The sequence below is a fragment of the Streptomyces paradoxus genome (assembly GCF_014202475.1).
Lineage (GTDB): Bacteria > Actinomycetota > Actinomycetes > Streptomycetales > Streptomycetaceae > Streptomyces > Streptomyces paradoxus.
On sequence record NZ_JACHGV010000009.1, the window covers coordinates 201,837 to 222,656 of the forward strand.

General features: G+C 73.3%; 22 protein-coding genes. 10 read left to right on the forward strand and 12 right to left on the reverse strand.

Annotated features, from left to right (window positions below; genetic code table 11):
• Positions 1-142: 142 nt before the first annotated feature.
• The 3 genes from HNR57_RS27880 (at position 143) to HNR57_RS27890 (ending at position 3,436) form a co-directional block, all read left to right on the forward strand.
• Complete coding sequence (locus tag HNR57_RS27880) at positions 143-817, forward strand: ATP-binding protein (RefSeq protein WP_184564118.1); 675 nt, start codon at positions 143-145, stop codon at positions 815-817.
• A complete protein-coding gene (locus HNR57_RS27885; protein WP_184564120.1) occupies positions 814-1,248 on the forward strand; it encodes a hypothetical protein in 435 nt (144 codons plus the stop codon). Before HNR57_RS27880 ends, HNR57_RS27885 begins: the two co-directional genes overlap by 4 nt.
• A 232-nt stretch (positions 1,249-1,480) precedes the next feature.
• Positions 1,481-3,436, forward strand: a complete 1,956-nt coding sequence (locus HNR57_RS27890; RefSeq protein ID WP_184564122.1) for an ABC transporter ATP-binding protein — start codon at positions 1,481-1,483, stop codon at positions 3,434-3,436.
• A 9-nt stretch (positions 3,437-3,445) separates the two neighbouring features.
• Here the strand turns inward: HNR57_RS27890 and HNR57_RS27895 are convergent, their stop codons facing one another.
• Positions 3,446-3,628, reverse strand: coding sequence for a DUF8839 family protein (locus HNR57_RS27895; protein WP_010039591.1), 183 nt, complete (start codon positions 3,626-3,628; stop codon positions 3,446-3,448).
• A gap of 230 nt (positions 3,629-3,858) precedes the next feature.
• Positions 3,859-5,223, reverse strand: a complete 1,365-nt coding sequence (locus HNR57_RS27900) for an amidohydrolase (protein WP_184564124.1) — start codon at positions 5,221-5,223, stop codon at positions 3,859-3,861.
• 137 nt (positions 5,224-5,360) lie between these two features.
• Between HNR57_RS27900 and HNR57_RS27905 the strand changes: the two genes are divergently transcribed.
• On the forward strand, positions 5,361-6,314 hold the full coding sequence (locus HNR57_RS27905; RefSeq protein ID WP_184564443.1) for an endonuclease/exonuclease/phosphatase family protein: 954 nt from the start codon (positions 5,361-5,363) through the stop codon (positions 6,312-6,314).
• A 79-nt stretch (positions 6,315-6,393) separates the two neighbouring features.
• Here HNR57_RS27905 and HNR57_RS27910 read toward each other — a convergent pair whose 3' ends face one another.
• On the reverse strand, positions 6,394-8,289 hold the full coding sequence (locus HNR57_RS27910) for an FUSC family protein (protein WP_184564126.1): 1,896 nt from the start codon (positions 8,287-8,289) through the stop codon (positions 6,394-6,396).
• 251 nt (positions 8,290-8,540) lie between these two features.
• Between HNR57_RS27910 and HNR57_RS27915 the strand changes: the two genes are divergently transcribed.
• Positions 8,541-9,494: an expansin EXLX1 family cellulose-binding protein gene (locus tag HNR57_RS27915; protein ID WP_184564127.1), complete on the forward strand. Its 954-nt coding sequence runs from the start codon at positions 8,541-8,543 to the stop codon at positions 9,492-9,494.
• On the opposite strand, the gene HNR57_RS27920 is transcribed toward HNR57_RS27915, so the two are convergent.
• A complete protein-coding gene (locus HNR57_RS27920) occupies positions 9,481-10,260 on the reverse strand; it encodes a nucleotidyltransferase domain-containing protein (RefSeq protein ID WP_184564129.1) in 780 nt (259 codons plus the stop codon). The two genes, HNR57_RS27915 and HNR57_RS27920, sit on opposite strands and share 14 nt — an antisense overlap.
• A 142-nt stretch (positions 10,261-10,402) precedes the next feature.
• On the opposite strand from HNR57_RS27920, the gene HNR57_RS27925 reads away from it, so the two are divergent.
• Positions 10,403-10,804: a RidA family protein gene (locus tag HNR57_RS27925; protein WP_184564131.1), complete on the forward strand. Its 402-nt coding sequence runs from the start codon at positions 10,403-10,405 to the stop codon at positions 10,802-10,804.
• 12 nt (positions 10,805-10,816) lie between these two features.
• Positions 10,817-11,422: a gamma carbonic anhydrase family protein gene (locus HNR57_RS27930; protein WP_184564133.1), complete on the forward strand. Its 606-nt coding sequence runs from the start codon at positions 10,817-10,819 to the stop codon at positions 11,420-11,422.
• Between the two features lies 1 nt (position 11,423).
• On the opposite strand, the gene HNR57_RS27935 is transcribed toward HNR57_RS27930, so the two are convergent.
• Positions 11,424-12,146 carry an aspartate/glutamate racemase family protein gene (locus HNR57_RS27935; protein ID WP_184564135.1) on the reverse strand — a complete coding sequence of 241 codons (723 nt, stop codon included), beginning with the start codon at positions 12,144-12,146 and terminating at the stop codon, positions 11,424-11,426.
• A 5-nt stretch (positions 12,147-12,151) separates the two neighbouring features.
• Complete coding sequence (locus tag HNR57_RS27940) at positions 12,152-13,603, reverse strand: NCS1 family nucleobase:cation symporter-1 (RefSeq protein ID WP_184564137.1); 1,452 nt, start codon at positions 13,601-13,603, stop codon at positions 12,152-12,154.
• Between the two features lie 176 nt (positions 13,604-13,779).
• Between HNR57_RS27940 and HNR57_RS27945 the strand changes: the two genes are divergently transcribed.
• Complete coding sequence (locus HNR57_RS27945; RefSeq protein WP_184564139.1) at positions 13,780-14,433, forward strand: GntR family transcriptional regulator; 654 nt, start codon at positions 13,780-13,782, stop codon at positions 14,431-14,433.
• Here HNR57_RS27945 and HNR57_RS27950 read toward each other — a convergent pair.
• From HNR57_RS27950 to HNR57_RS27960, 3 genes are read right to left on the reverse strand one after another with little or no spacing between them, the layout of a single operon-like run.
• Positions 14,430-15,134: a uracil-DNA glycosylase gene (locus tag HNR57_RS27950; protein WP_184564141.1), complete on the reverse strand. Its 705-nt coding sequence runs from the start codon at positions 15,132-15,134 to the stop codon at positions 14,430-14,432. The genes HNR57_RS27945 and HNR57_RS27950 overlap by 4 nt on opposite strands.
• A 34-nt stretch (positions 15,135-15,168) precedes the next feature.
• A complete protein-coding gene (locus HNR57_RS27955) occupies positions 15,169-16,521 on the reverse strand; it encodes an MFS transporter (protein ID WP_184564143.1) in 1,353 nt (450 codons plus the stop codon).
• Positions 16,522-16,529: 8 nt separating this feature from the next.
• A complete protein-coding gene (locus HNR57_RS27960) occupies positions 16,530-17,255 on the reverse strand; it encodes a helix-turn-helix domain-containing protein (RefSeq protein ID WP_184564145.1) in 726 nt (241 codons plus the stop codon).
• 122 nt (positions 17,256-17,377) lie between these two features.
• Here HNR57_RS27960 and hslR point away from each other — a divergent pair, with 122 nt between their 5' ends.
• A complete protein-coding gene (gene hslR, locus HNR57_RS27965) occupies positions 17,378-17,983 on the forward strand; it encodes an Hsp15 family ribosome-associated heat shock protein (RefSeq protein WP_221343076.1) in 606 nt (201 codons plus the stop codon).
• 99 nt (positions 17,984-18,082) lie between these two features.
• On the opposite strand, the gene HNR57_RS27970 is transcribed toward hslR, so the two are convergent.
• The 3 genes from HNR57_RS27970 to HNR57_RS27980 form a co-directional block, all read right to left on the reverse strand.
• Positions 18,083-18,541, reverse strand: coding sequence for a DoxX family protein (locus tag HNR57_RS27970; protein WP_184564147.1), 459 nt, complete (start codon positions 18,539-18,541; stop codon positions 18,083-18,085).
• A gap of 226 nt (positions 18,542-18,767) precedes the next feature.
• Positions 18,768-19,448 carry a class I SAM-dependent methyltransferase gene (locus tag HNR57_RS27975; protein ID WP_246555033.1) on the reverse strand — a complete coding sequence of 227 codons (681 nt, stop codon included), beginning with the start codon at positions 19,446-19,448 and terminating at the stop codon, positions 18,768-18,770.
• A 114-nt stretch (positions 19,449-19,562) separates the two neighbouring features.
• Positions 19,563-20,474: an acyltransferase domain-containing protein gene (locus HNR57_RS27980; protein WP_184564151.1), complete on the reverse strand. Its 912-nt coding sequence runs from the start codon at positions 20,472-20,474 to the stop codon at positions 19,563-19,565.
• Positions 20,475-20,549: 75 nt separating this feature from the next.
• Here HNR57_RS27980 and HNR57_RS27985 point away from each other — a divergent pair, with 75 nt between their 5' ends.
• Complete coding sequence (locus HNR57_RS27985; RefSeq protein WP_184564153.1) at positions 20,550-20,810, forward strand: DUF6343 family protein; 261 nt, start codon at positions 20,550-20,552, stop codon at positions 20,808-20,810.
• Positions 20,811-20,820: the final 10 nt, after the last annotated feature.

The following is a 20,820-nucleotide window of genomic DNA, read 5'->3' on the forward strand; positions in this document are numbered from 1 at the left end:
CGTTTCGAACGAACCTTCGACGATCTCAACTGGCGCCGCGCGGGGTGCTGTTGCGAGCAGTGTGCCACGGCCTTCCAGACCGTCACACAGCACTCTGCAATTTTCAGAGTGACACTTGCCAAGTGTTCACGCCGGGGCGATAGTGGCAAGCGTGATTCCGTCCGCGCCCTTAGGAACAGACGCCGCCGCAGGCCCTCCCGGGCTTGGCGCCGCCACGGAAGAGGCCTCCCTCGGGGCCGCTGCCGGGCGCCGGTTCCGTTTCGAGCTGGCCGCACATTCGGGTTCTCCCGCGCAGGCCAGACGCCTGACGCGGGCCCGGCTGACCGGCTGGTCGGTGGGCGAGGACACGTGCGACAGCGCCGCCCTGGTGGTTTCCGAACTGGTCACCAACGCCATCGTGCACACGGCGAGCACCCACATAGTGTGCGAGCTGCACGACGGTGACGACCTCGTGCGAATAGCCGTGCGCGACGAGGGCTGCGCCCCGGGCCAGCCCCACGCCGCCAGCCGGACCCGGCCCGAGGAGGAGCACGGGAGGGGACTGCTTCTCGTCGACGCCCTCTGCCATTCCTGGGGTGCCCAGGAGGACGGCCCCGGGCTGCTGGTCTGGGCGGAGCTGCCGCGCACGGCGGACACCCCGAACGATCCGGCCGAGCCCCGCGCCGACCTGGGCTGGGGCGCCCGCCCCAAGCGCGGCCCGTCCGACGATCCATCCGACGACCCGGACGACGGGGACGGGCCCCGCCAGGCACGCCATACGCGGGACGCCCCGGAGGTTCCCGCGCAGGCGCGCCGCCGAGAGCAGGGGCACGCATGAGTCCCGCGCGGGGCGGCAGCGTGCTGAACCTGGACACGCTGGTGCGCGTCCGGCGCGGGCTGCGGACGTCCGTCCCGGCCCTGCGGCTGCCCGTGCCCGACGGCATGACCGCCCCGCTCGGCTGCGACGCGGTCGCGGTCCCCGCCCACGTCGGCCCGCTGATCATGCCCCGGCTGCCCCGCGTGGGCTGCCTCTACGCGGACGAGACGCACTGGTGGTGGCTGGTGCCGTCCGACTCCGACCACGCCCTGGAGTGGCCCGCCCCGGCGCGGTACGTCACCGGCGCGGTCGTCCCGGACCTGCTGGAGGTCCCCGACCTGATCCACCGCCCGGACGGCACGCTTCCCTACACCCCGCCGATCCCCCTCTACCTGGCCCTGTGCCGCGCGACGGGGACTGCCCCGTCCTGGTCGCGGCCGGTCAGCGCGTAAGCAGAGCCTGGCCGACCGACCCGGCTCCGGCTCCAGTCCGACGACCGACCGCTGCGCACACCACCACCGCCCGCACCACCCCGCACCCCCGCGCCGCCCCGCACCTCCTCCCGGCCAGGTCGTGCGCCCGCGCGCATCCGGCGCCCCGGGCTGCGCCCTGCCCGCGGCGGGTTCCGCCCCGCAATAGTGGGCCGCTCACAGGCGGGGCACGAGGCGGGGAGGTCGGTCGACGGTGGGGAAGAAGCGGACCGCGCCGGAGGTGTCCGAGTCGGAGCGGCTGCTCTTCGGCGGGCCGCTGCGCTACGACATGGGCTGGAACAGTCACGCCGACGCGTTCCTGGAGCTGAACTTCCGCGCCATGATCACCCGGCTGCCGTCCCTGCTCGCGGCCAGCCTCCGGCTCGCCCGGCAGGCCGACCGGGGCGCCGCGCGGATCGTGCTGGCCGCCGAGGCGGGCCGGGGCGTGGCACAGGCGGTGAGCCTGCTCGCGGTGAACAGCGTGCTGGCCCGGCTGATGGGCGGCGGCCCGATCGACGACCGGCTGCGCGGAGCCGTCCCCGCCCTGGTCACGGTGGCCGTCGTGATGTTCCTCGCGGCCCTGCTGCGGGCCGCGAGCACGTACGCCACCGGCCGGCTGGAGCCCAAGGTCGAGCGGGTGGCGACCGAGCGGTACCTGGAGCGGGCGGCGGCCGTCGAGCTGGCCGCGATCGAGGACCACGCCTTTCACAAGCTCCTCGACACCGCGCAGTACGGCGCCGCCTCCGCGCGCCGGATGATCTCCTACGGGACCCGCGTGATCAACGCGATGATCTCGCTGATCGCGGCGGCGGGCGTGCTGACCGTGCTGCACCCCGCCCTGCTGCCGCTGCTGGTGACGATGACCCTGCCGAGCGCCTGGAGCGCGCTGACCGTCGCGCGTCGGCGCTACGAGTCGTTCCACGCCTGGGTGCAGCACGCCCGGGCGGGCCGGCTGCTCGGCAGCCTGCTGATCGAGCCCGAGGCGGCCCCCGAGATCCGGGTGCACGGGGTGGGCTCCTTCCTGCTGCGGCACTTCCGCGCGATGTCGGAGACGGCCGAGGCCGAGCAGGCCCGCCTGGCCAGGCTCGCCGCTCGCACGGGCCTGATCGCGGCGGCGTGGACGGGCCTGGCGACGGTGGCGACGTACGCGACGCTGGGCGGGCTGCTGCTGGCGGGCGCGATGGCCCTGTCGGTCGCGGGGACGGCCGTGATCGCGATCCGGACCGGCTCGCAGAGCCTCGACACGCTCGTGGTGGAGGTCAACGCGCTGCACGAGGAGGCGCTGTTCGTCGGGGACCTGCACCGGCTGTACACCGAGGCGGACCAGTGGGCGATCCCCGCGGGCGGTGCGCCGCTGCCGGAGGATCCGCGCGAGATCCGCTTCGAGAACGTCACCTTCCGCTACCCGGGCGATTCGGCCCGCCCCGCTCTCGACGACGTGACGCTGAGCCTGCCGCTGGGCCGGATCGTGGCTCTGGTCGGCGAGAACGGCTCCGGCAAGACGACCCTGGTCAAGCTGCTCGCCGGGCTCTACACGCCGGAGCGGGGGCGGATCCTGTGGGACGACGTGGACGCGGCGACCGCGGACCGGCGTCTGCTGGCCGAGCGGATCGCGATGGTGGCGCAGGACTTCAAGCGGTGGCCGTTCACGGCCCGGGTGAACGTCGCCCTGGGGCGTCCGTCGGTGCCCTTGTGCGAGGACCGGCTGGGCGCGGCGGTCGCCGACGCGGGGGCGGAGACGGTGGTGGCGGACCTGCCGCGCGGGCTGGACACGCTGCTCGCCCGCAACTTCAGCGGCGGTCACGAACTGTCGGGCGGCCAGTGGCAGCGGCTCGGCATCGCCCGGGCGGCCTACCGCAGGGGCCGCATCCTGATCGTGGACGAGCCGACGGCGGCTCTGGACGCCCGGGCCGAGCTGGAGGTCTTCGAGCGGATCCGCGCCCTGGCCGACAGCGGCCAGACGGTCGTACTGATCACGCACCGGCTGGCGTCCGTGCGGCACGCGGATCTGGTGCACGTCCTGGACCACGGCCGGCTCGTGGAGTCCGGGACGCCGGAGGAGCTGCTGGCCACCGGTGGCGTCTACGCCGAGCTCTACGCGCTCCAGGCGGAGCAGTTCGCCTCGTCACCCGCGCCGGCCAGGAAGGTGCCGGCGCCCAAGGCGGACTGACGGCACACGTCAGGCGGTGGCGTCGGCCACGTCCCCGCTGCGCACGATCACCAGGAACATGTCCGTGGCGAGGTCCATGACGACCTCCGCGGGCAGGCCTTCGCTGCGCCGCGCCTGCGCGAACTCCTCCGCAGGCCAGGAGCCACGCGGCCCACCGGCAGGAAAGCGTTCGAGCACCGTTCGCCCGTTCACCCTGCACCTCCATGTAGCGCTGTACTCGTAGAGTTAAACGCCAACCATGGGGTGAACGGCTCGCGAAGTGACGGTACTGAGACGTAGTTGACACGCGTTCACCGCCAAGTGTGACCAACTTCTCAGCCTCTTGGCCTATGTGTTCACATTCCGTATCAGTCGTCGTACTCGTCGTGACGCCAGATGCTCACTTCTCACAGGCGCCCCACAGGTGCCGGGGACGCGTGCCGTCAGGTGTCGTACCGCTGGATGCGCCGGCCGTGGGTGCGGTCGACGAGTGCGGGCAGGCGCTCCTGCAGCTCCCGTACCACCGTCGGCACGTCGATCGTCAGGAGCTCCCGGTCTCGCATCAGGATCCGTCCGTCGACGATCGTGGTGCGGACGTCGGCGGAGCGGGCGCTGTGCACGAGCGTGGCGGCGAGGTCGTGGACGGGCTGGGTGTGCGGCCCGGTGAGGTCGACCAGGACGATGTCGGCCCGCCGGCCGGGCGCGATGCTGCCGACGCTGTCCCCGAGGCCCACGGCACGGGCGCTCTGCAGCGTGGCGTGGTGCAGGGCCTGCCGGGAGGTCAGCCAGCGGGGGTCGCCCTCGGCCGAATCCGGGACCAGCGAGGTGAGGGCCATGGACTCCCACACGTCGAGGCTGTTGTTGGAGGCGGCGCCGTCGGTGGCGAGTCCCACGTCGACGCCGATGTCGCCGAGGGCGCGGACCGGCGTGGTGTCGGGCCAGGCGAACTTGAGGTAGCCGCGGGGAGCGCTGGCGACGGCCGTGCGGCCGTCGGCCTGCTCCAAGAGGGGGAGGTCGCTGTCGACGATGCCGGTGCCGTGGGCGAGGAGCAGGTCCGTGTGGAGGAGGGTGGTGCGTTCCAGGACCTCGATCGGGGTGACGCCATGGCGTGCCAGGCTGGTCTCGGTCTGGTCGCGGTTCTCGGCGGCGTGGAGGTGCACGGGCAGGCCGTACGTGCGGGCGAGCTCGGCGGTGGCGGCGAGGTCGGCGTCGTCGACCGTGTAGGGCGCGTGGGGCGCGAGCGCGGTGGTGATCCGGCCGCCGGCCGCTCCGCGGTGGCGCAGCGCGAACTCCAGCGACCGCTCCCGGCCTTCGGGGCCCTGCGAGGAGAAGAAGGCCTCGCCGAGCAGCGCCCGCATACCGGAATCCTCGACCACCCGGGCCACCGCGTCCATGGCGAAGTAGTGGTCGGCGAAGCAGGTGACGCCCGCGCGGATCATCTCGGCGCAGGCGAGCCGCGCCCCCAACTCGACGTCCGTCGCTGCGAGGTTGGACTCGACGGGCCAGACGACGTCGTTGAACCACTCCTCGGTCGGCAGGTCCTCGGCGAGGCCGCGCAGCGCGACCATCGGCGCGTGCGTGTGGCAGTTGATCAGGCCGGGCAGGGCGACCTGGCCGGGGGCGTCGATCCGCTCGGCGGCGGGCAGGTGCGCGGCCCCGGCGGTGGTCGTGACGGCCTCGACGATCCCGCCGCGTACGACGATCGCGGCGTCCTCCGCGAACCCGGCCCGCTCTTGATCGTCGTGCACGAGGACCGTACATGCGCTGATGATGAGGTCGGCGGGATCGTCCGCGGCAGAAGGCGTCATCACGCCAACGTACGACGGCGTCGTAGGGCGGCATGAGCCGAACCGCACTTCCCGTCACGGCTCTGTCGCGGGGCGGGCCGGGCGCGCACCCTGGCCTCACCACCCCGTCTGTCGGCTTCTGAAAGGAGCCCGGCATGATGCTCCTCGGCACCTGGAACCTGGAGAACCTCTACCGGCCCGGCGGCCCGTACGGCCCGCCGGACGAGGCCGGGTACGAGGCGAAGCTCGCCGCGCTCGCCGCCGTGATCACGGAACTCGATCCGACCCTGCTCGGCGTGCAGGAGGTCGGCGACCCCGAGGCCCTGAAGGACCTGGCCGGCATGCTCGACGACGACTGGCACGTCGCCCTGTCCGAGCATCCGGACAGCCGGGGCATACGGGTCGGGTTCCTGAGCCGTACGCCGCTGACGGTGGTGGCCGACACACGGGCGTTCCCGGCGGAGCTGCGTCCCGTCCAGGCGGACGACGCGGGACTGACGGCGGGGCAGGCGGGGCGGGGCGTCCTGGCCGTGGAGGCCGAGGGCGGGGAGGGGCCCCTGCGGGTGGCCGTCTGCCATCTGAAGTCGAAGCTGCTGACGTACCCGAACGGCCGGTTCCAGCCGCGCGACGAGGGCGAACGGGCCCGCTACGGCGCCTATGCCCTGTACCGGCGGGCCGCCGAGGCGACGGCGCTGCGCGCGCTGGCGGACGAGCTGCTGGCCGGTGACGGGCAGGGGCGGGACGTGGCGATACTGGGCGACCTCAACGACGAGGTGCAGGCGGCGACCACGCAGATCCTGCTCGGCCCGCCCGGCTCGGAGATCGGCACCCCGGGCTACGACCGGCCCGACCGGGGCGACGCGACGCGGCTGTGGGACGTGGCCCCGCTCATCCCGCCCGGGCAGCGCTGGTCCCGGGTGAACTCCGGGCGGCGCGAGCTGATCGACCACGTGCTGCTGAGCCACCGTCTGGTGCGCCGGGCGACGGGGGCGGGCACGGGTCTGCCCGGCGAGGGCCCGCCCGGCCTGCCGTCGGTCGGCCCCGATCCGGCGGAGCGCCGCGGCGAGCCCGGGTCGGACCACGCCCCCGTGTGGGTACGGGTCGGCGGCTGAGCGGGGCGACGGCGCCGGAGTGCCTGCCGCGGCCGACGGGCCGCGGGCGGACCGCGATGCCCGCGCTGGCGGGTGGGTGCTAGCCGGCGAGGGGTGTCCGGGGCGGTGGCCGTAGTCCCACCCGCTCTCCCCGGCGGGAGAGTTCGGTGAGGACGGCCGCGAGGCGTTCCTCGTGGCGGGGCCCGATCCGGCCCGTGTCGTCCAGGTGCACGGCGCAGGCGGTGGTGGTGTCGACCAGGCGTTCGAGGAGGTCGGCCACCTCGTCCGCGCCCTCGGTGTGCCGGGCGAGGGCGGGCAGTTCGTGCGCGGAGAGGGAGATGGCCGAGCGGGCCTCGGCGAGGGTGCGGTAGGCCTCGCGGCGCAGGGTCCAGCGCGTGGCCCGGTGGTCGGAGGGGGTGCCCGAGGTGCCGATGCGGGGGGCGACGGCCTCGTCGAGGACGTGCGTGACGTAGGCGTGCGCGGCGTCGCTCGCCGCCGCGAGCCGGGCCCGCACTCCCCCGCCGCCCTGGCCGGGCATCGGCAGGTGCCCGACGATCAGCACGATGGCGCAGGCCAGCAGCGTCTCGCCGATCCGGCCGGCGGAGGCCTGGGGCTCGCCGCCGACCATGACGAGCGCGAGGACCAGGACGGTGACGACGGCGGTCTGGGCGGCGAAGTGGCGGGTGGCCACGGGTATGAGCGCGCCGCTGAGGGCGACGAGCACGATGAGCCCTTCCGGGCGGGGCAGGATGGCGGCGAGCCCCGCGAAGAGCAGCGCCCCGAAGACGGTCCCGGCGGCCCGGTTCAGCAGGCGCGAGGCCAGCGGCCCCAGGTCGGGCTTGACCAGGAACACGGCGGTGGCGGGCAGCCAGTACCAGTGCTCGTGCTGCCCGTACCACTGGCTCTGGTGCAGGGCCTGGGCGACCGCCGAGCTGGCGCCGAAGCAGAGGGCGACGCGGAGCCCGTACTCGCGTCCGGCACTGCCGAAGGCGGCGCGCAGCCGGTCACCAGCGCTGCGGGGACGGGTGTGCAGATCGCCGCCCCGGCCCTGGTCGAACACCTCGGCGGCGTGCAGGAGGGCGTCGTCGAGGGCGCGCAGGGCGGGTGCCGAACGGGACGGGGCGGGCAGCGGCCCGGTGTGGGTGTTGCCGCGTACGGCGGCGGCGAGCCGCCGGGGGCCTTCGGAGGCCCGTTCGGCGATGGGTTCCTCGGCCCAGGCGAGGGCGGTGGCGGCCTCGGCGAGGGGCAGGGCAGCGGCGTACTGCGCGTGCAGCCGCCGCTCGGCGGAGGAGGAGGCGTACCTCCGCAGCCGGGGCCCGGCGAGGGCGTCCTGGGCATGGTCGAGGGCGGCGGTCAGGGCGGCCCGGCGGCGGATGGCGTCCGGCCCGCCGACGGCGTCGAGCAGTTCGGCGACGGCCTCGTACACCCCGGCCACGGCCGCGCGCTCCCCGTCGAAGCGGAAGTCACCGGCGAGGGAGCCGGGCGTGGGCAGGACGAGCCGCAGCACGAGCAGCCATCCCGCCCCGGCGAGATAGGCGAGCGCCCGCTCCCAGCCCGGCTCGGGCAGGGGCATTCCGGCGCCGATCGCCGCGCCGACCAGCAGCTGCGTCCCGGCGGCGGACGCGACGGGTCCGACGGCGCTCATCCCTCCGGCGACGAGCCCCACAGCCGTGAGGACGACGGTGAGCACCACCGCCCCGGTCTCCTGCCCGGTGTACGTCCCGGCCACGAGCCCCAGCGCACCGCCGAAGGCGGGCACCCCGATCCGCTTGACCGAGACGCGCCGGCTCCCGGGCCGGTCGTTGATGCCGGCCAGCATGGCGGCGACGGCGGCGACGACGCCGAGTGAGGTGAGACCGGTCTGCACGGCCACAAACAGCAACGGCCCGGCGGACAGGGCCCCCCGCGTGACCGCGCTCCAGGGCACCGGCCCCCGCTGTGCGCTCAGGGTGTGCGCGAGCCAGGGCGGTAGATGCGGGGCGATGCGGCGGGACACGGTGCTCCTGTCGTCTCGACGAGGGCAGGGGAGAGCCTTCGGGCGACGGCGGCCGGGGCGGGGTGTGGCTGCCCACGGTAGGCGGGGTTCCTGGAGGATAGGTTTCCGGAACGTGTCGGGCCGCTCGGAACCGGCGTTCTTTATGTACGCAATCCGGAAACGAGCCCGGCAACCTTTCCGGCCCCGGCGACCACTGGTGAGTCGTGAGCGCGCGTTCTCCTGAACCACGCAAGGACTCGAAGGACTCATCCGTGGCATCCGCATCCCATCGCCGTCCCCTCCGCAAGCGGCGCACGGCCCTCGTCTGGACCGTCGCCGTGGCGGCCGTGGGGCTCCTCGTCTCTCTCGTGATCGCCCTGCGCCCGGACGGCGAGCCGGACACGGTACGGACGTCCGCCGGGACGGCCGCCACCCGCCCGGGCGCCTCGCCGACGACGCACAAGCCCACACCGGCACCGAAGCCCTCGGCGGCCTCCCCCGCTCCGAGGCGCACCCCCGCCGCGCCCTCCGCGACCACCCCGCCGGCGCGGCCCTCGCCCGCCCCCACCCGGTCGTCCGCGGCGCGGCCGGAGTCCGGCACCGCGCCCCTGGCGGGGCGGATCAAGCCCGGGACCGCCTACACCGGCGTCGCCACCCACTACGACGCAAAGGACGGTGACGGCGCCTGCCTGTACGGCCCGAGCCCCGACCTCATGGTCGCGGCGATGAACCACACCGACTACGAGACGTCCCAGGCGTGCGGGGCGTACCTCCAGGTCCGCGCCGCGAGCGGGGCCTCCGTCACCGTCCGGGTCACCAACGAGTGCCCGCTGCCCTGCGCCCCCGGGCAACTCGACCTCAGCAAGGAGGCCTTCGCGAAGCTCGCCGGTCTGTCCGCGGGACGGATACCGATCACCTGGAGCCTACTGAGCCCCGGCACGTCCGACACGGTCTCGATCCGCTACAAGACCGGTTCCAGCCGCCACTGGTGCGGCATCCAGGCACTCGGCCACCGCAACCCGCTGGCCCGGCTGGAGGTCAGGACCGGCGGCGGCTGGAGCCGGCTGACCCGCACCGAGTACAACTACTTCCTCTCCCCCGGCGGCACCGGCTGCGGCGGCGCCCTCAGGCTCACCGACATCTACGGCGAACAGCTCACCATCGACGGCCTCGCGATCCGCCCGGACACCGTCCAGCCGACCCGCGTTCAGTTCACCCGCCGGTGACGGCGCGCACGGCCCGGGCGAGGAGCCTCTCCACGTCGGCGACGGCCCGGGTCAGCCCGGCCGGGTCGTCCGGGAGGTTCCGCACGACCGTGTCCACCTCTTGCAGCCCCGCCCGCGCCACCAGCGCCTTGTCGTTGGTGACCCACTCCCCGCGCGCCGCCAGCACCGCGTGTGCGGTCTGGGTCGCGGCGAGGGCGATCGCGCCCGCGACCTGGGTGGCGGCGTTCTTCGGTGCGTGTCCCGCCCTGGTGTAGGCAAGCGTGGCCGCGGCCATGCCGTGCCAGTGCGCCGGGGCGCTGACGCGCAGTGCCGGCGGATAGGCGCCCGGGCGGGGCAGTTCGCCCCGCAGCACCTGGTTGATCGCGAGTTCGGCGACGAGGAGGTAGGTCGGGATGCCGGCCAGGTGGAACATCAGGGGCTCGACACGGAAGCGGCCCTGTTCCGCCTCGGCCCGTTCGTGTTCGACGACGGCCAGGTCGCGGTAGTGGACGTCCACCCTCCTGCCCTCGATCGTCAGCCAGGCGCCGGAGTTGAAGACGCCGCCGCCCCAGGCGCCGAGCTCGCAGACCTCGCTCTCCCAGCCGACCGCGCGGAGATCGGCCGGGTCGAAGGCGCCGCGGTAGTAGACCGCCAGATCCCAGTCGCTGTCGGGCCGTTCGGTGCCCAGGGCCCGGGAGCCACCGAGGGCGACGGCTTCCACGGCGGGCAGGGCGGCGAGACGGTCGGCGGTGGTGGCGAGGAAGGTGTGGTCCGGGGCGGTGGGCACGGCTGGCTCCTGGGCAGACGGGGTCCGGGAAGCGTAGGGGGACGGCCCGGTCGCCGGGAACCGAAATACGGGTGCGTGCGCGTGCCGGGGCCCCCATGATCGGTGGGTTGTCCTGTCGCCGCCCGCAGATCGGAGACCGCACGTGATCCGCCGCGTCACCGTCCCCACCCTCTTCCCGCCTCCCACCTACTCCCACGCGTCGGTCGTCGAGGCCGGCACGCGGCTGGCGTTCCTCGCCGGTTCCGTACCACTGGGCCCGGACGGCACTCTCGTCGGGCCGGGGGATCCGGTGCGGCAGGCCGAGCAGGTCATCGCCAACCTGCGGGAACAACTGGACGCCGTCGGGAGCGATCTGGCCCATGTCGTGGCGACCGACGTGTACGTGGTGAGCGGTGAACCGGCCGTGCTGTCCGCCGTCTGGAGTGTGGTCGAGTCGTCCGGCCTCAGTGCGGGTCCGCACTCGTCGACGCTGATCGGCGTGGCGTGCCTCGGGTACACGGGGCAGTTGGTGGAGATTACGGCGACAGCCGTCGTTCCCGAGTAGGCGAGGACCCCCATGTTGATCGAGCACCGCGGGCGGCGCCCCGTCGTCCCCGGGTCCGCGTACGTCGCCCCGACGGCCGTCCTGTGCGGGGCCGTCGTCCTCGGTGAGCGCAGCCGGGTGCTGCACGGGGCCGTGCTCACCGCGGAGGACGGGGAGGTGCGGGTCGGGTCGGACGTCGTCGTGATGGAGAACGCGCTGGTGCGGGGGCGGTCCGCGCACCCCGCGGTGATCGGTGACGCGGTGCTCGTCGGCCCGCACGCCCATGTCAACGGGGCGACTCTGGAGGACGAGGTCTTCGTGGCCACGGGCGCCTGCGTCTTCCCGGGGGCCGTCGCGGGTGCCGGTGCGGAGCTGCGGATCCACAGCGTGCTGCACGTCAACTCCGTGCTGCCGCCCGGCACCGTCCTGCCCATCGGCTGGATCGCGGCGGGCGCGCCCCGGGCCCGGCTCTTCGCCCCCGGGGAACACGACGAACTGTGGCAGATCCAGGAGGCGCTGGACTTCCCCGGCACGGTGTACGGCATCCCGCGGGGCACGCCGATGCGGGAGGTGATGGCCCGGCAGGCGGCGTTCTACGGGGCCCATCACGACGACGTCACCCTCGACGGCCCGGCATGAGCTACCGCCCCGCCGGCCTGCCCCACGCCCTCCGCTTCGGGAGCGGCCCGGCGTAGCTCCCCACCCGGCTCGTGGTCAGCCCCAGTGCCACCAGGGACTCCGCCAGTTTGACCGCCGCGGCGACCCCGTCGACGACCGGCAGGCCCAGCTTGTCCCCGACGGCCCCTTGCAGCCCCGTCATGCCGGCGCAGCCGAGGACGAGCACCTCCGCCCCGGCCGCGCAGGCCCGTTCGGCGGCGGCCAGGAATGCCGTCTCGGTGCGTTCTTCGTCGCCGAGGTCGAGTACGTTCAGGCCCGTTCCCACGATCGCCGCGCAGTTCCGCGCCACGCCCGCCGTCTCCAGGCTGTCCTCGATCTGGCCGCGCGAGCGCTCCAGCGTGGTCACGACGCCGTAGCGGCGGCCCAGCAGGCAGGCGAGGTGCGCGGCGGCCTCGGTGATGTCGACGACCGGTACGTCCACCAGTTCCCGCACGCCCTCCCTGCCGTGCTCCCCGAACCCGGCCATGACCACGGCGTCGTACGGCGCTCCGTCATGGGTCCGCAGCGTGTCCAGGACGGCCGCGGCGGACAGGTAGCTGTCGAGCCAGCCCTCCGCGGACGCCGGCCCCCAGGCGGGGGTCAGTCCGGTCACGGTGGTGCCCGGACCTGCGGCGGCCCGGGCACCTCGTACGATCTCCTCGGTCATCTCCTGCGTGGTGTTGCAGTTGGTGACGACGATTCGCACGTCTCTCAGACCTCCGCGGTGGCGCGCTCGGGACGGCACAGGACGGCGTACAGCCCGGCGGCGATCGCCGTGCCGATGAACCAGGAGTACGGGGCCACGTCGCTGAAGGTCTTCACCAGCGCGAGCACCGCCGCGACACCGGCCGCGGGCAGGAACGCCCACAGCGCCTTGGGGTTGAAGCCCTTGCGGTAGTGGTAGCGGGCGCCGGGAGAGGCGTCGAACAGCTCGTTCACGTTCACGCGGCCGCGCTTGACCCAGTAGTAGTCGACCATGATCACGCCGAACAGCGGGCCGAGGAAGGCACCGAGGCCGCCGAGGAAATAGTTCACGACGGTCGGGTTGGAGAACAGGTTCCAGGGGGTGACGAGCAGGGCCGCGACCGTGCTGATCATGCCGCCGATCTTGAAGGTGATCTTCTGCGGCCACACGTTGGCCAGGTCGTACGCCGGGGAGACGAAGTTCGCGACGATGTTGACGCCCATGGTGGCGATGGCGAAGGTCAGCGCGCCCAGCACCAGCACCCAGGTGTTGCCGATCTCGGCGACCAGGTAGGCGGGGTCGGTGATCTCCTTGCCGAAGACCTCGAAGGCGCCCGCGGTGACGATGACGGACACGATCACGAAGGCCGTGGAGTTGATCGGCAGGCCCCAGAAGTTGCCGCGCCTGACGGACTTGTAGTCGGGGGCGAAGCGGGAGAAGTCGCAGAAGTTGAGCATCAGGGTGCCGTACGTGGCGAGGACCAGGCCGATCGCGCCGAACCACTGGCGCCACTGCTCGCCGACGGAGACGGGGTGCGGGGTGGAGGTGAGCGAGATCGTCCAGCCGGCCTTGTGGAGGATCCACACGGCCAGCGCGATCATCACGAACCAGATGGCCGGGCCGCAGAAGTCCTGGAACTTGCGGACGGACTCCATGCCCCGGCTGATGATCGCCGCCTGCACCAGCCACAGCGCGACGAAGGAGAACCAGCCGAGCGCGTCCAGGCCGAGGAAGGAGTTGTGGGTCCACGACTCCAGGCCCGGCCAGGCCGCCAGCAGCATCACGTTGACGGCGACGGAGGCGAGGTAGGTCTGGATGCCGTACCACATGATGGCGATCACGGCCCTGATCAGCGCCGGGATGTTGGCGCCCCAGATGCCGAAGGCGATCCGGCTGACCACCGGGAAGGGCACGCCGTGGCGCTGGCCGATCTTCCCCATCCAGTTCATGCCGATGTAGATGATCACGAACCCGACGAGCAGGGAAGTGAAGATCTGCCAGACGTTCATGCCGAGGAAGAGCAGCCCGGCGGCGAAGGTGTAGTTGCCGAGGTTGTGGACGTCGGACATCCACATGGCGAAGAGGTCGAAGACCTTCCAGTTGCGCTTCTTGGCGGGCGCGAGGTCTTCATTGGTGAGCCGGGGATCGGGGACGAACGCTGGGGTGCCGGTGGCTGCGGCACGGTCGGCGAGGGACACGGGGCCTCCATGAGCAAGGGGACGACGGAGGACTGCTCCGCAGGGTTGTGGGGGGCCGCCCTGCGGTGTGTTTGGTATACCAAACTGCGCCATGGTCCCCCCGTCAACCGTTCTGACCGATGTCGCTCTCGTTAACGCTCCGTAAAAGACCCCTCGCGTCGACGAAGATGGGCTGCATGACGAAGATCGAACCTCTCGGAGCGGTCCGCGAACGCGTCACGGCCGATCTGCGCCAGGAGATCATCGCGGGCAGCCTCCGTCCCGGCGACCGCCTGGTGGAACGCGAGCTGGCGGAGCGTTTCGGTGTCTCGCGCGTACCGGTCCGGGAGGCGATCCGGGCTCTGGTGGCCGAGGGCTTCGTCCACTTCGAGACACCCCGCCGCACGGTGGTACGCCGCCTCACCCCGACCGACGTCAAGGAACTGTTCGAACTGCGAGAAGCCCTGGAGGTCTACGCCGCCGGACTCGCCGCGTCCCGCGCGACACCGGAGGACCTGGCGGAGGTCCAGGAACTCATCGACCGTGCGGCCACCGCGACCGAGGCCGGGGACGCCGAGGTGATCACCGACGTCAACAGCCGCCTGCACGACCGCATCATCGCGATGGCGGGCAACAGCCTGCTGACCGAGGCCCTGGAACCGGTCGCCGGCCGGCTGCGCTGGATGACCCGGCGCAACGAGGAGTGGCCGCAGCTCCTCGTGGAGCACCGCGAGCTGTACGAGGCCATCGCCTCGGGCGACCCGGACCGGGCCCGCGCGCACGCGCTGACGCACGTGCGGACCAACTACCGCTCCACGGTCCGCCACCTGTTCGGCGAGGAGGCTCCCTAAGGAGTGCCGGTGGCCAGGCCCGCCGCCCGCCCGGCCGTGCGCAGGACGTCACGCAGCATGGTGGGGGTGAGCCGGCCGGTGAAGGTGTTGCGCTGGCTGACGTGGAAGCAGCCGAAGAGTTCCAGGCCGTCGAGGGGGTACCGCGCGCCGTGGGAGAAGGCGGGACGGGGCCGGGGCACGGGCCAGCCGGCCGCGGCGAGCGCCGGCAGTGTGGCCTGCCATCCGAAGGCGCCGAGCACGACCACGGCCCGCAGTGTCGGGCTCAGCAGCCGCAGTTCCTGCACGAGCCAGGGGCGGCAGGTGTCCCGCTCCTCGGGGGTGGGCTTGTTGGCGGGCGGGGCGCAGTGCACGGGCGAGGTGACGCGCACGCCGTACAGCTCCAGGCCGTCATGGGCGTGCTCGGCGGTCGGCTGGGAAGCGAGGCCCACGTCGTACAGCGCCTCGTAGAGGACGTCTCCGGAGCGGTCGCCGGTGAACATCCGGCCGGTGCGGTTGCCGCCGTGGGCGGCGGGGGCGAGTCCCACGATCAGCAGCCGGGCGTCCGCCGGCCCGAAGCCGGGCACCGGCCGGCCCCAGTACGTCCAGTCCGCGTAGGCGGCTCGCTTGACGCGCGCCGCCTCCTCGCGCCAGGAGACCAGTCGCGGGCAGGCCCGGCAGTCGGCGATGCGCCGGTCGAGGAGGGTGAGTCCGCTGGCGTCCATCACTCCACCGTAGGCGCAGGCGGGGTCGCAGTCGTCACGAGGGAGAGATCCGCGCGGACCGCCGCGGACTCGCCCTCCGCCGGGCTCGGACGCCGGTGACCTGCACGGCCCGTTCGCCGCTCCGGCGCAGCCAGAGCAGGGCCCCGGCCAGCAGCACGGCGCCCGTCAGGAGCCAGGGCAGGGGGCCCGGCCGCAGTACCCCGACGGCCAGGCCGGTGAGCGCGCCGACCAGTTGCTGGGCGAGGGACTGGACGGACAGGGCGGTGGCGCGGCCCGCTCGGGAGACCTGGCGGTGCAGCAGGTCGTTCTCGTTGGGCGCCGCCGCGCCGAGCCCGAGGTAGACCAGCCCGAAGCCGGTGACCGCGAGGGCCGTGGCCGCCGGGTGGACGGAGGTGGCGGTGACCCCGAGCAGCAGCAGGCCGCCCGCACCGGCCGTGAGGCTGACCAGCACGGCGCGTTCGCCACTGCCCGCGATCCGGGCGGTGAGCGGGGCGAGGTGGCTGCCGAGGCCGGAGCAGACGAAGCCCGCGCAGGACAGTGCGGCATAGACCATCGCTCCGGAGGCGTTCGAGCCGGTCAGCTCCGTGGTACGGCCCGGTACGAGCAGTTCGACGGCGGCCAGGGCGCTTCCGGCGGCCGCGGCGGCGAGCAGGATCCGGCGGACCAGCGCGTCCCGTCCGCCCAGCCGGAGCCCCTCGACGACCGTGACCGGGACGCCGCGCAGCACCGAACGCAGGGTGGCCGGCGGCCTCGGGGGCTCCCGCAGGGCGGCGAGCACGTACGCGACGAACACGAGCCTGAGCCCGGCTCCCAGCAGCAGGGGGACGGACAGGGGCAGCACCGCACCGGACGTCGCCTCGCTCAGCCGGGCACCGAGGTCGGACCCCGGACCGAGCAGCCAGGGCAGGGCACCGCCGAGCAGGATGCCGGCCGCGAGCGCGGCGGAGGTCGCGGATCCGCCCCGGGCCAGGCCCGTGCGCAGTTCGGCGTCCGGGCCGGAGCACGCCTGGACGGTGTCGACGAACCAGGCCTCGGCGGTTCCGCTGGCCAGGGCCCGGGCCACGCCCATGAGCACCATGCCGGCGGTGAGCAGCCAGGCGGAGGTGCCGAGGCCGATCAACGCGAAGGCGACGACGCCGAGTCCTCCGGCCGCGGCCAGGACCGGTCGGCGCCCGAGGACGTCCGAGAGGCCTCCCGTGGGCAGCTCCAGTGCGGCGACGGTCAGCGAGTGCGCGGCGAACAGCCCCGCGACCGCGGCGAGGGACATGCCGCGCTCGGTGAACAGCAGGACCATCGTGGCCATACCCAGCCCTGGCGGCAGCCAGAGCAGCGCGCAGACGGTGACGTAGCGGCGACGAGCGGCCCGCTCCCGGGGCGGCTCGGTCATGAGCGGAGTCACCGGGTGAGATCTTCGGGTTCGTGGTCGCTGGTGTCGCGGTCTTCGGTCTCGGGGCCTTCGGTCTCGGGGCCTTCGGTCTCGCGGTCTTCCGGGTCGCGGTCTTGCGTCTCGCGGTCGGCGTGTTCGTGGGCCCCGTGTTCGTGAGCGGCGAGGGGAAGTCCGGCCGCGACGAACACGACGTGTTCGGCGCGCGGATCGTCCGCGTCCCGCGCGGTCAGCTCCTCCAGCTTCCCGGCGACGGTGTCGAAGAGCTCGGTGAGCGACGCGGCCGTCAGCCGGGGCATGAGGTCGGTGATCCCGGACGGCTCCACCCACTCCTGGCCGAGCCGCCCTGCGGCCAGGTCCGCCTCGTACCGGGCGAGGGATCTCTCCAGGTGCTCGATCTGCCGCCGCCGCGCCAGGCCGACGAAGGCCCGGCCCGCCTCGGTGGACTCCATCGACTCGTTGCTCCAGGACGTCACGGTGTGCAGCGCCCGCCAGCGCCGTTCCCGCCCGTCGCGGTGCTCCGCCTCGGCGATGAACGCGTACTTCGCCAGCACCCGCAGGTGGTAGCTGGTCGACGCCGACGACTCCCCCGTCCGCGCGGCCAGCTCACTCGCCGTGGCGGGCCCGTCCTGCCGCAGCAGCCCGAGCAGCTGGATGCGCAGGGGGTGGGTGAGTGCCTTGAGGGCGGCGGTGTCGCGCTCGGGATCGAGTACGCGCTTGTGCTCGTCGCTGTCCATGCCGGGAGGTTAGGCCGCAGGACGACTCAACAAAAGAGTTTTTGCAAAACTTGTTTGGCAGAGTCCGCTTGGGGGCCGATATTCCGCCCGGTGGGACGACTCGGAGGACTAAGGTCGGTGGCATGGCTTCTCAGGGTGCGCAGCACGACAGGACGGACGGGACCGACGAATCGGCGGCCGAGTCCCCCGAGCCCGTCGGCAGCTCAGCGGGGAGCGAGACCCAACCCCCCGACCCCAAGGTGGCCGCCGCGATCGCCGCTGCCGAGGCGGCGGGCCCGCAGGGCGGCACGACCGTCCGCGTGGACAGCTGGATCTGGTCCGTACGCCTGGTCAAGACCCGTTCCATGGGAGCCACCGCCTGCCGGGGCGGCCACGTGCGCGTCAACGGCGAGCGTGTGAAGCCCGCGCACGGCGTCCGCGTCGGCGACGAAGTGCGTCTTCGGCACGAGGGCCGCGAGCGGGTCGTCGTCGTCACGCGGCTGATCCGCAAGCGGGTCGGGGCCCCCGTGGCCATCCAGTGCTACGTCGACAACTCTCCGCCGCCCCCGCCCCGCGAGGCCGTCGCCCCCGCCGGCATCCGCGACCGCGGCGCGGGCAGGCCGACGAAACGCGATCGCCGCGACATGGAACGCCTCCGCGGCGCGACGGGCCCCGGCAGCATGCCCGGCTTCGGCCCTGGTCCGGGTGGATCGGGCTTCGGAAGCGGCTCACGCGAACCGAGGCCGTGAGCCGGCCGAGGAACCGGCGCCCAACGCACCGGCGTCCGGGACGGGCCCTCGGCCCCTCCCCGACGCCGCCGAAGCCGCAGTCGACACGGCCCCATCCGGTCACGCCCGCCGCAGCAGCCGGAGCAGATCCGCGTTGTGCTCCCGCCGTGCCCACGCGATGAGAGTGAGCGGCACGATCAGGATCACCGGCGTCGCCGCGTACTGCCCGTCGAAGACGGATATCTGCACGACGAACGCGCCCACCATCAACGCGCCCAGAGCCATCGCCGCCACCGACTGAAGCACCGGGGTCAACAGGGCGATCGCCCCGGCCAGTTCGAGGGCGCCGATGGTGTACATCCCCGCGCTCCCCCAGCCGAGCCGCTCGAAGGACTCGGCAGCCGACGCGTGTCCGATCAGCTTGGGCAGGGCGCTGGCGATCGCGTAGAAGAGGGCGAGCAGAACCTGCAGAGCGCGCAGGGCGATCCGGGCACGCCGCCCGCGAGCGGTCGCGGACTCGGCGATGACGACGGCGGCCGGGGTGGAGTCGGCGGTGACGGCAGCGGTGGTCTCGGACATGAGGTCTCCTCGGCGCAGCGGTCCGTGTGGTGTCACGGTGTGTCGGAGAGACAGACCGGCGCTCGCCCCGGAACTCATCGCTGCCGAGGCGCCATCGAGCAGATCGTCACCGCGACGCCCTCGCCGCGCCGATGGCAGTCCGAACAGGTCGGCCGTCGACCGGCGGTGTTCGGGCAGCAGTTCCAGGGGGCAGGCCTCATACACCCCCACCGCCCGGACCCACCGACTAGACCGTCGCCACCGCCCGCACCCATATCCGATCCTCTGTCAGATAGCGGTCCACCTTCAGGCCCGCCTCCAGGAGGGCATCCTCGAACTGCTCCTTCGTCAGGGGTCGCGCCCGGAACGTCTGGGTCCAGACGGCGTCCGGGAACTCGTACTCCGCACGCACCGCGTTGACCCCGTCCACGGCCGGCTCCGACGACGCGATCCGTACGGTGAAGCCGCTGGGGTCCTTGCGCTCGCGTGGCACGTTCTCGTGGTAATCCTCGCCCTCCCGCTGGATCAGCACGCAGCCGCCCTGCGCGACATGGCGTGCGCAGGTGCGCAGCATGCCGCGCCGCACCTCGGTGTCGCCCGTGTGCACGAGGAACGACGCGAGCAGCACCACGTCGAACGTCTCGCCCAGCTCCAGCTCCTCGATCGGGCCGCATATCGTCCGCGCGCCGCGCACGCGCTCCAGCATCGGGGCGGACTCGTCCACCGCCGTGACCGTGAATCCGCGCTCCAGCAGTGCGTGGGTCACACGTCCGACCCCGCTGCCGAGCTCCAGGATGCGCGCGCCCGCGGGGACGGCGGCGGCGATGACATCCGGTTCGTCTCCGACGGGCAACCGGGAGTAGAGCTCCACCGCGCAGCCGTCCGGGGTGATGGCCCCGGGTCCCGTCCCCTCGTACCCCTCACGCATTTTCATCTCCATGCCCGTCCAACGGGCCGCATCCGCACGCCCGTTCCCGTGACAGCGGTGTTCACCCGACCGAGTGAAGGGGAGGGCGCTTGCGGGGAGGTGAGAGCGCGGCGGCTACAGCGGGAACCAGCCGTGCCGTACGTACCAGTGACCGCCCGCCCGCAGGTGGTCCCCCACCGCCCGTTCCACCGCCGTGCGCCTCGGCAGACCGGCCACCGGCAGGTCCGGGTCCCCGAAGACGAAGCGGACGGGCTCGGTGTCCTCCGGTTCCGGGTCCTCACCGGGGTCGCGGCCGGGCCGGAAGCGGTCCTGGAAGCGGACGATGTTGGAGTCCGGGCCCAGATGGTGCTTCAACTGCGGGTCGAGCAGCCAGGAATGGCACACCGCCACCCGGTACCGTTCGCGCGGGAAGTGGCGGGCGAAGAACTCCCGCGCCAGTGCCAGGGAACGGTCGCAGGCCGCCGGTGACAGCGGCCCGTGGAAGTCGGGGATGTGCAGGTTCAGGCAGGGCTCCCCCGGCGCCGCGTCCTGCCCGGCGAGCGCCACCGCCCGCGCCGTCCGCTGCCCGAGGCGGGCCCGTTCGAACTGGAGCCGCCCCAGCTGGTACAGCTCCCCCCGGAAGTGGTGCGTGAGCCACTGCGGGACCTCCACCCCTCCCCTGCCGTGCCGTCGTCGGTGGAACGCCATGTTCCGTCCGAGGTCGGCGAGGGTGCGGCGGCTGACGTCGGCCGTGATGCCCCGCTCACGGTGGTACGAGCGCGTGTACGGCAACGCCGCGACGAACACGTACACGGCGAAGTACCGGCCCAGCGCGGCCGGGGCTTCGGCGACGCGCTCGGCGAGCGGCACCTCGACCCCGGCCTCCCCGATGTCCCGTACCAGCTCCTCGACGCACTCCTCCACGAGCCTCATGGCCCCGGAGTCCGTGGTGAGCGTCCGCCGCAGGGCGACCAGGTCGTTGATGTCCTCGTGCGGCACCGCCAGGTCGAGCAGGGTCTCGGGCAGTGTGTCGGCGTCCGGCAGCATGGGCGGCTCCCCCTGTCGGCCTTGGTGAACCCTCGCCACGAAGAGTACGTTGCAAGCAGGAGTGGTGATCGAAGGATGCGTACAGGCAGTGAACCGCGGACCGCGCGCAGTGCCCTGCGGGCGCGCTTCTGGCTGAGTGTGTGGGGGCTGGTCTGGGCGCTCTTGGGGACGGTGGCGTTCGCGCTCGCCGGCCGGAACGGGTGGGCCATCGCCTGCGGTGTGCTGCTGCTGATCGTCACGATCGACCTGGCCGTCGTCCTGCGGCACATCCGGCAGGGCCCGCACTACCAGCCGGGCCCCGGCATCCCGCCCTATCAGCCGCCGGACCGCCCCTGAGGCGGACGAG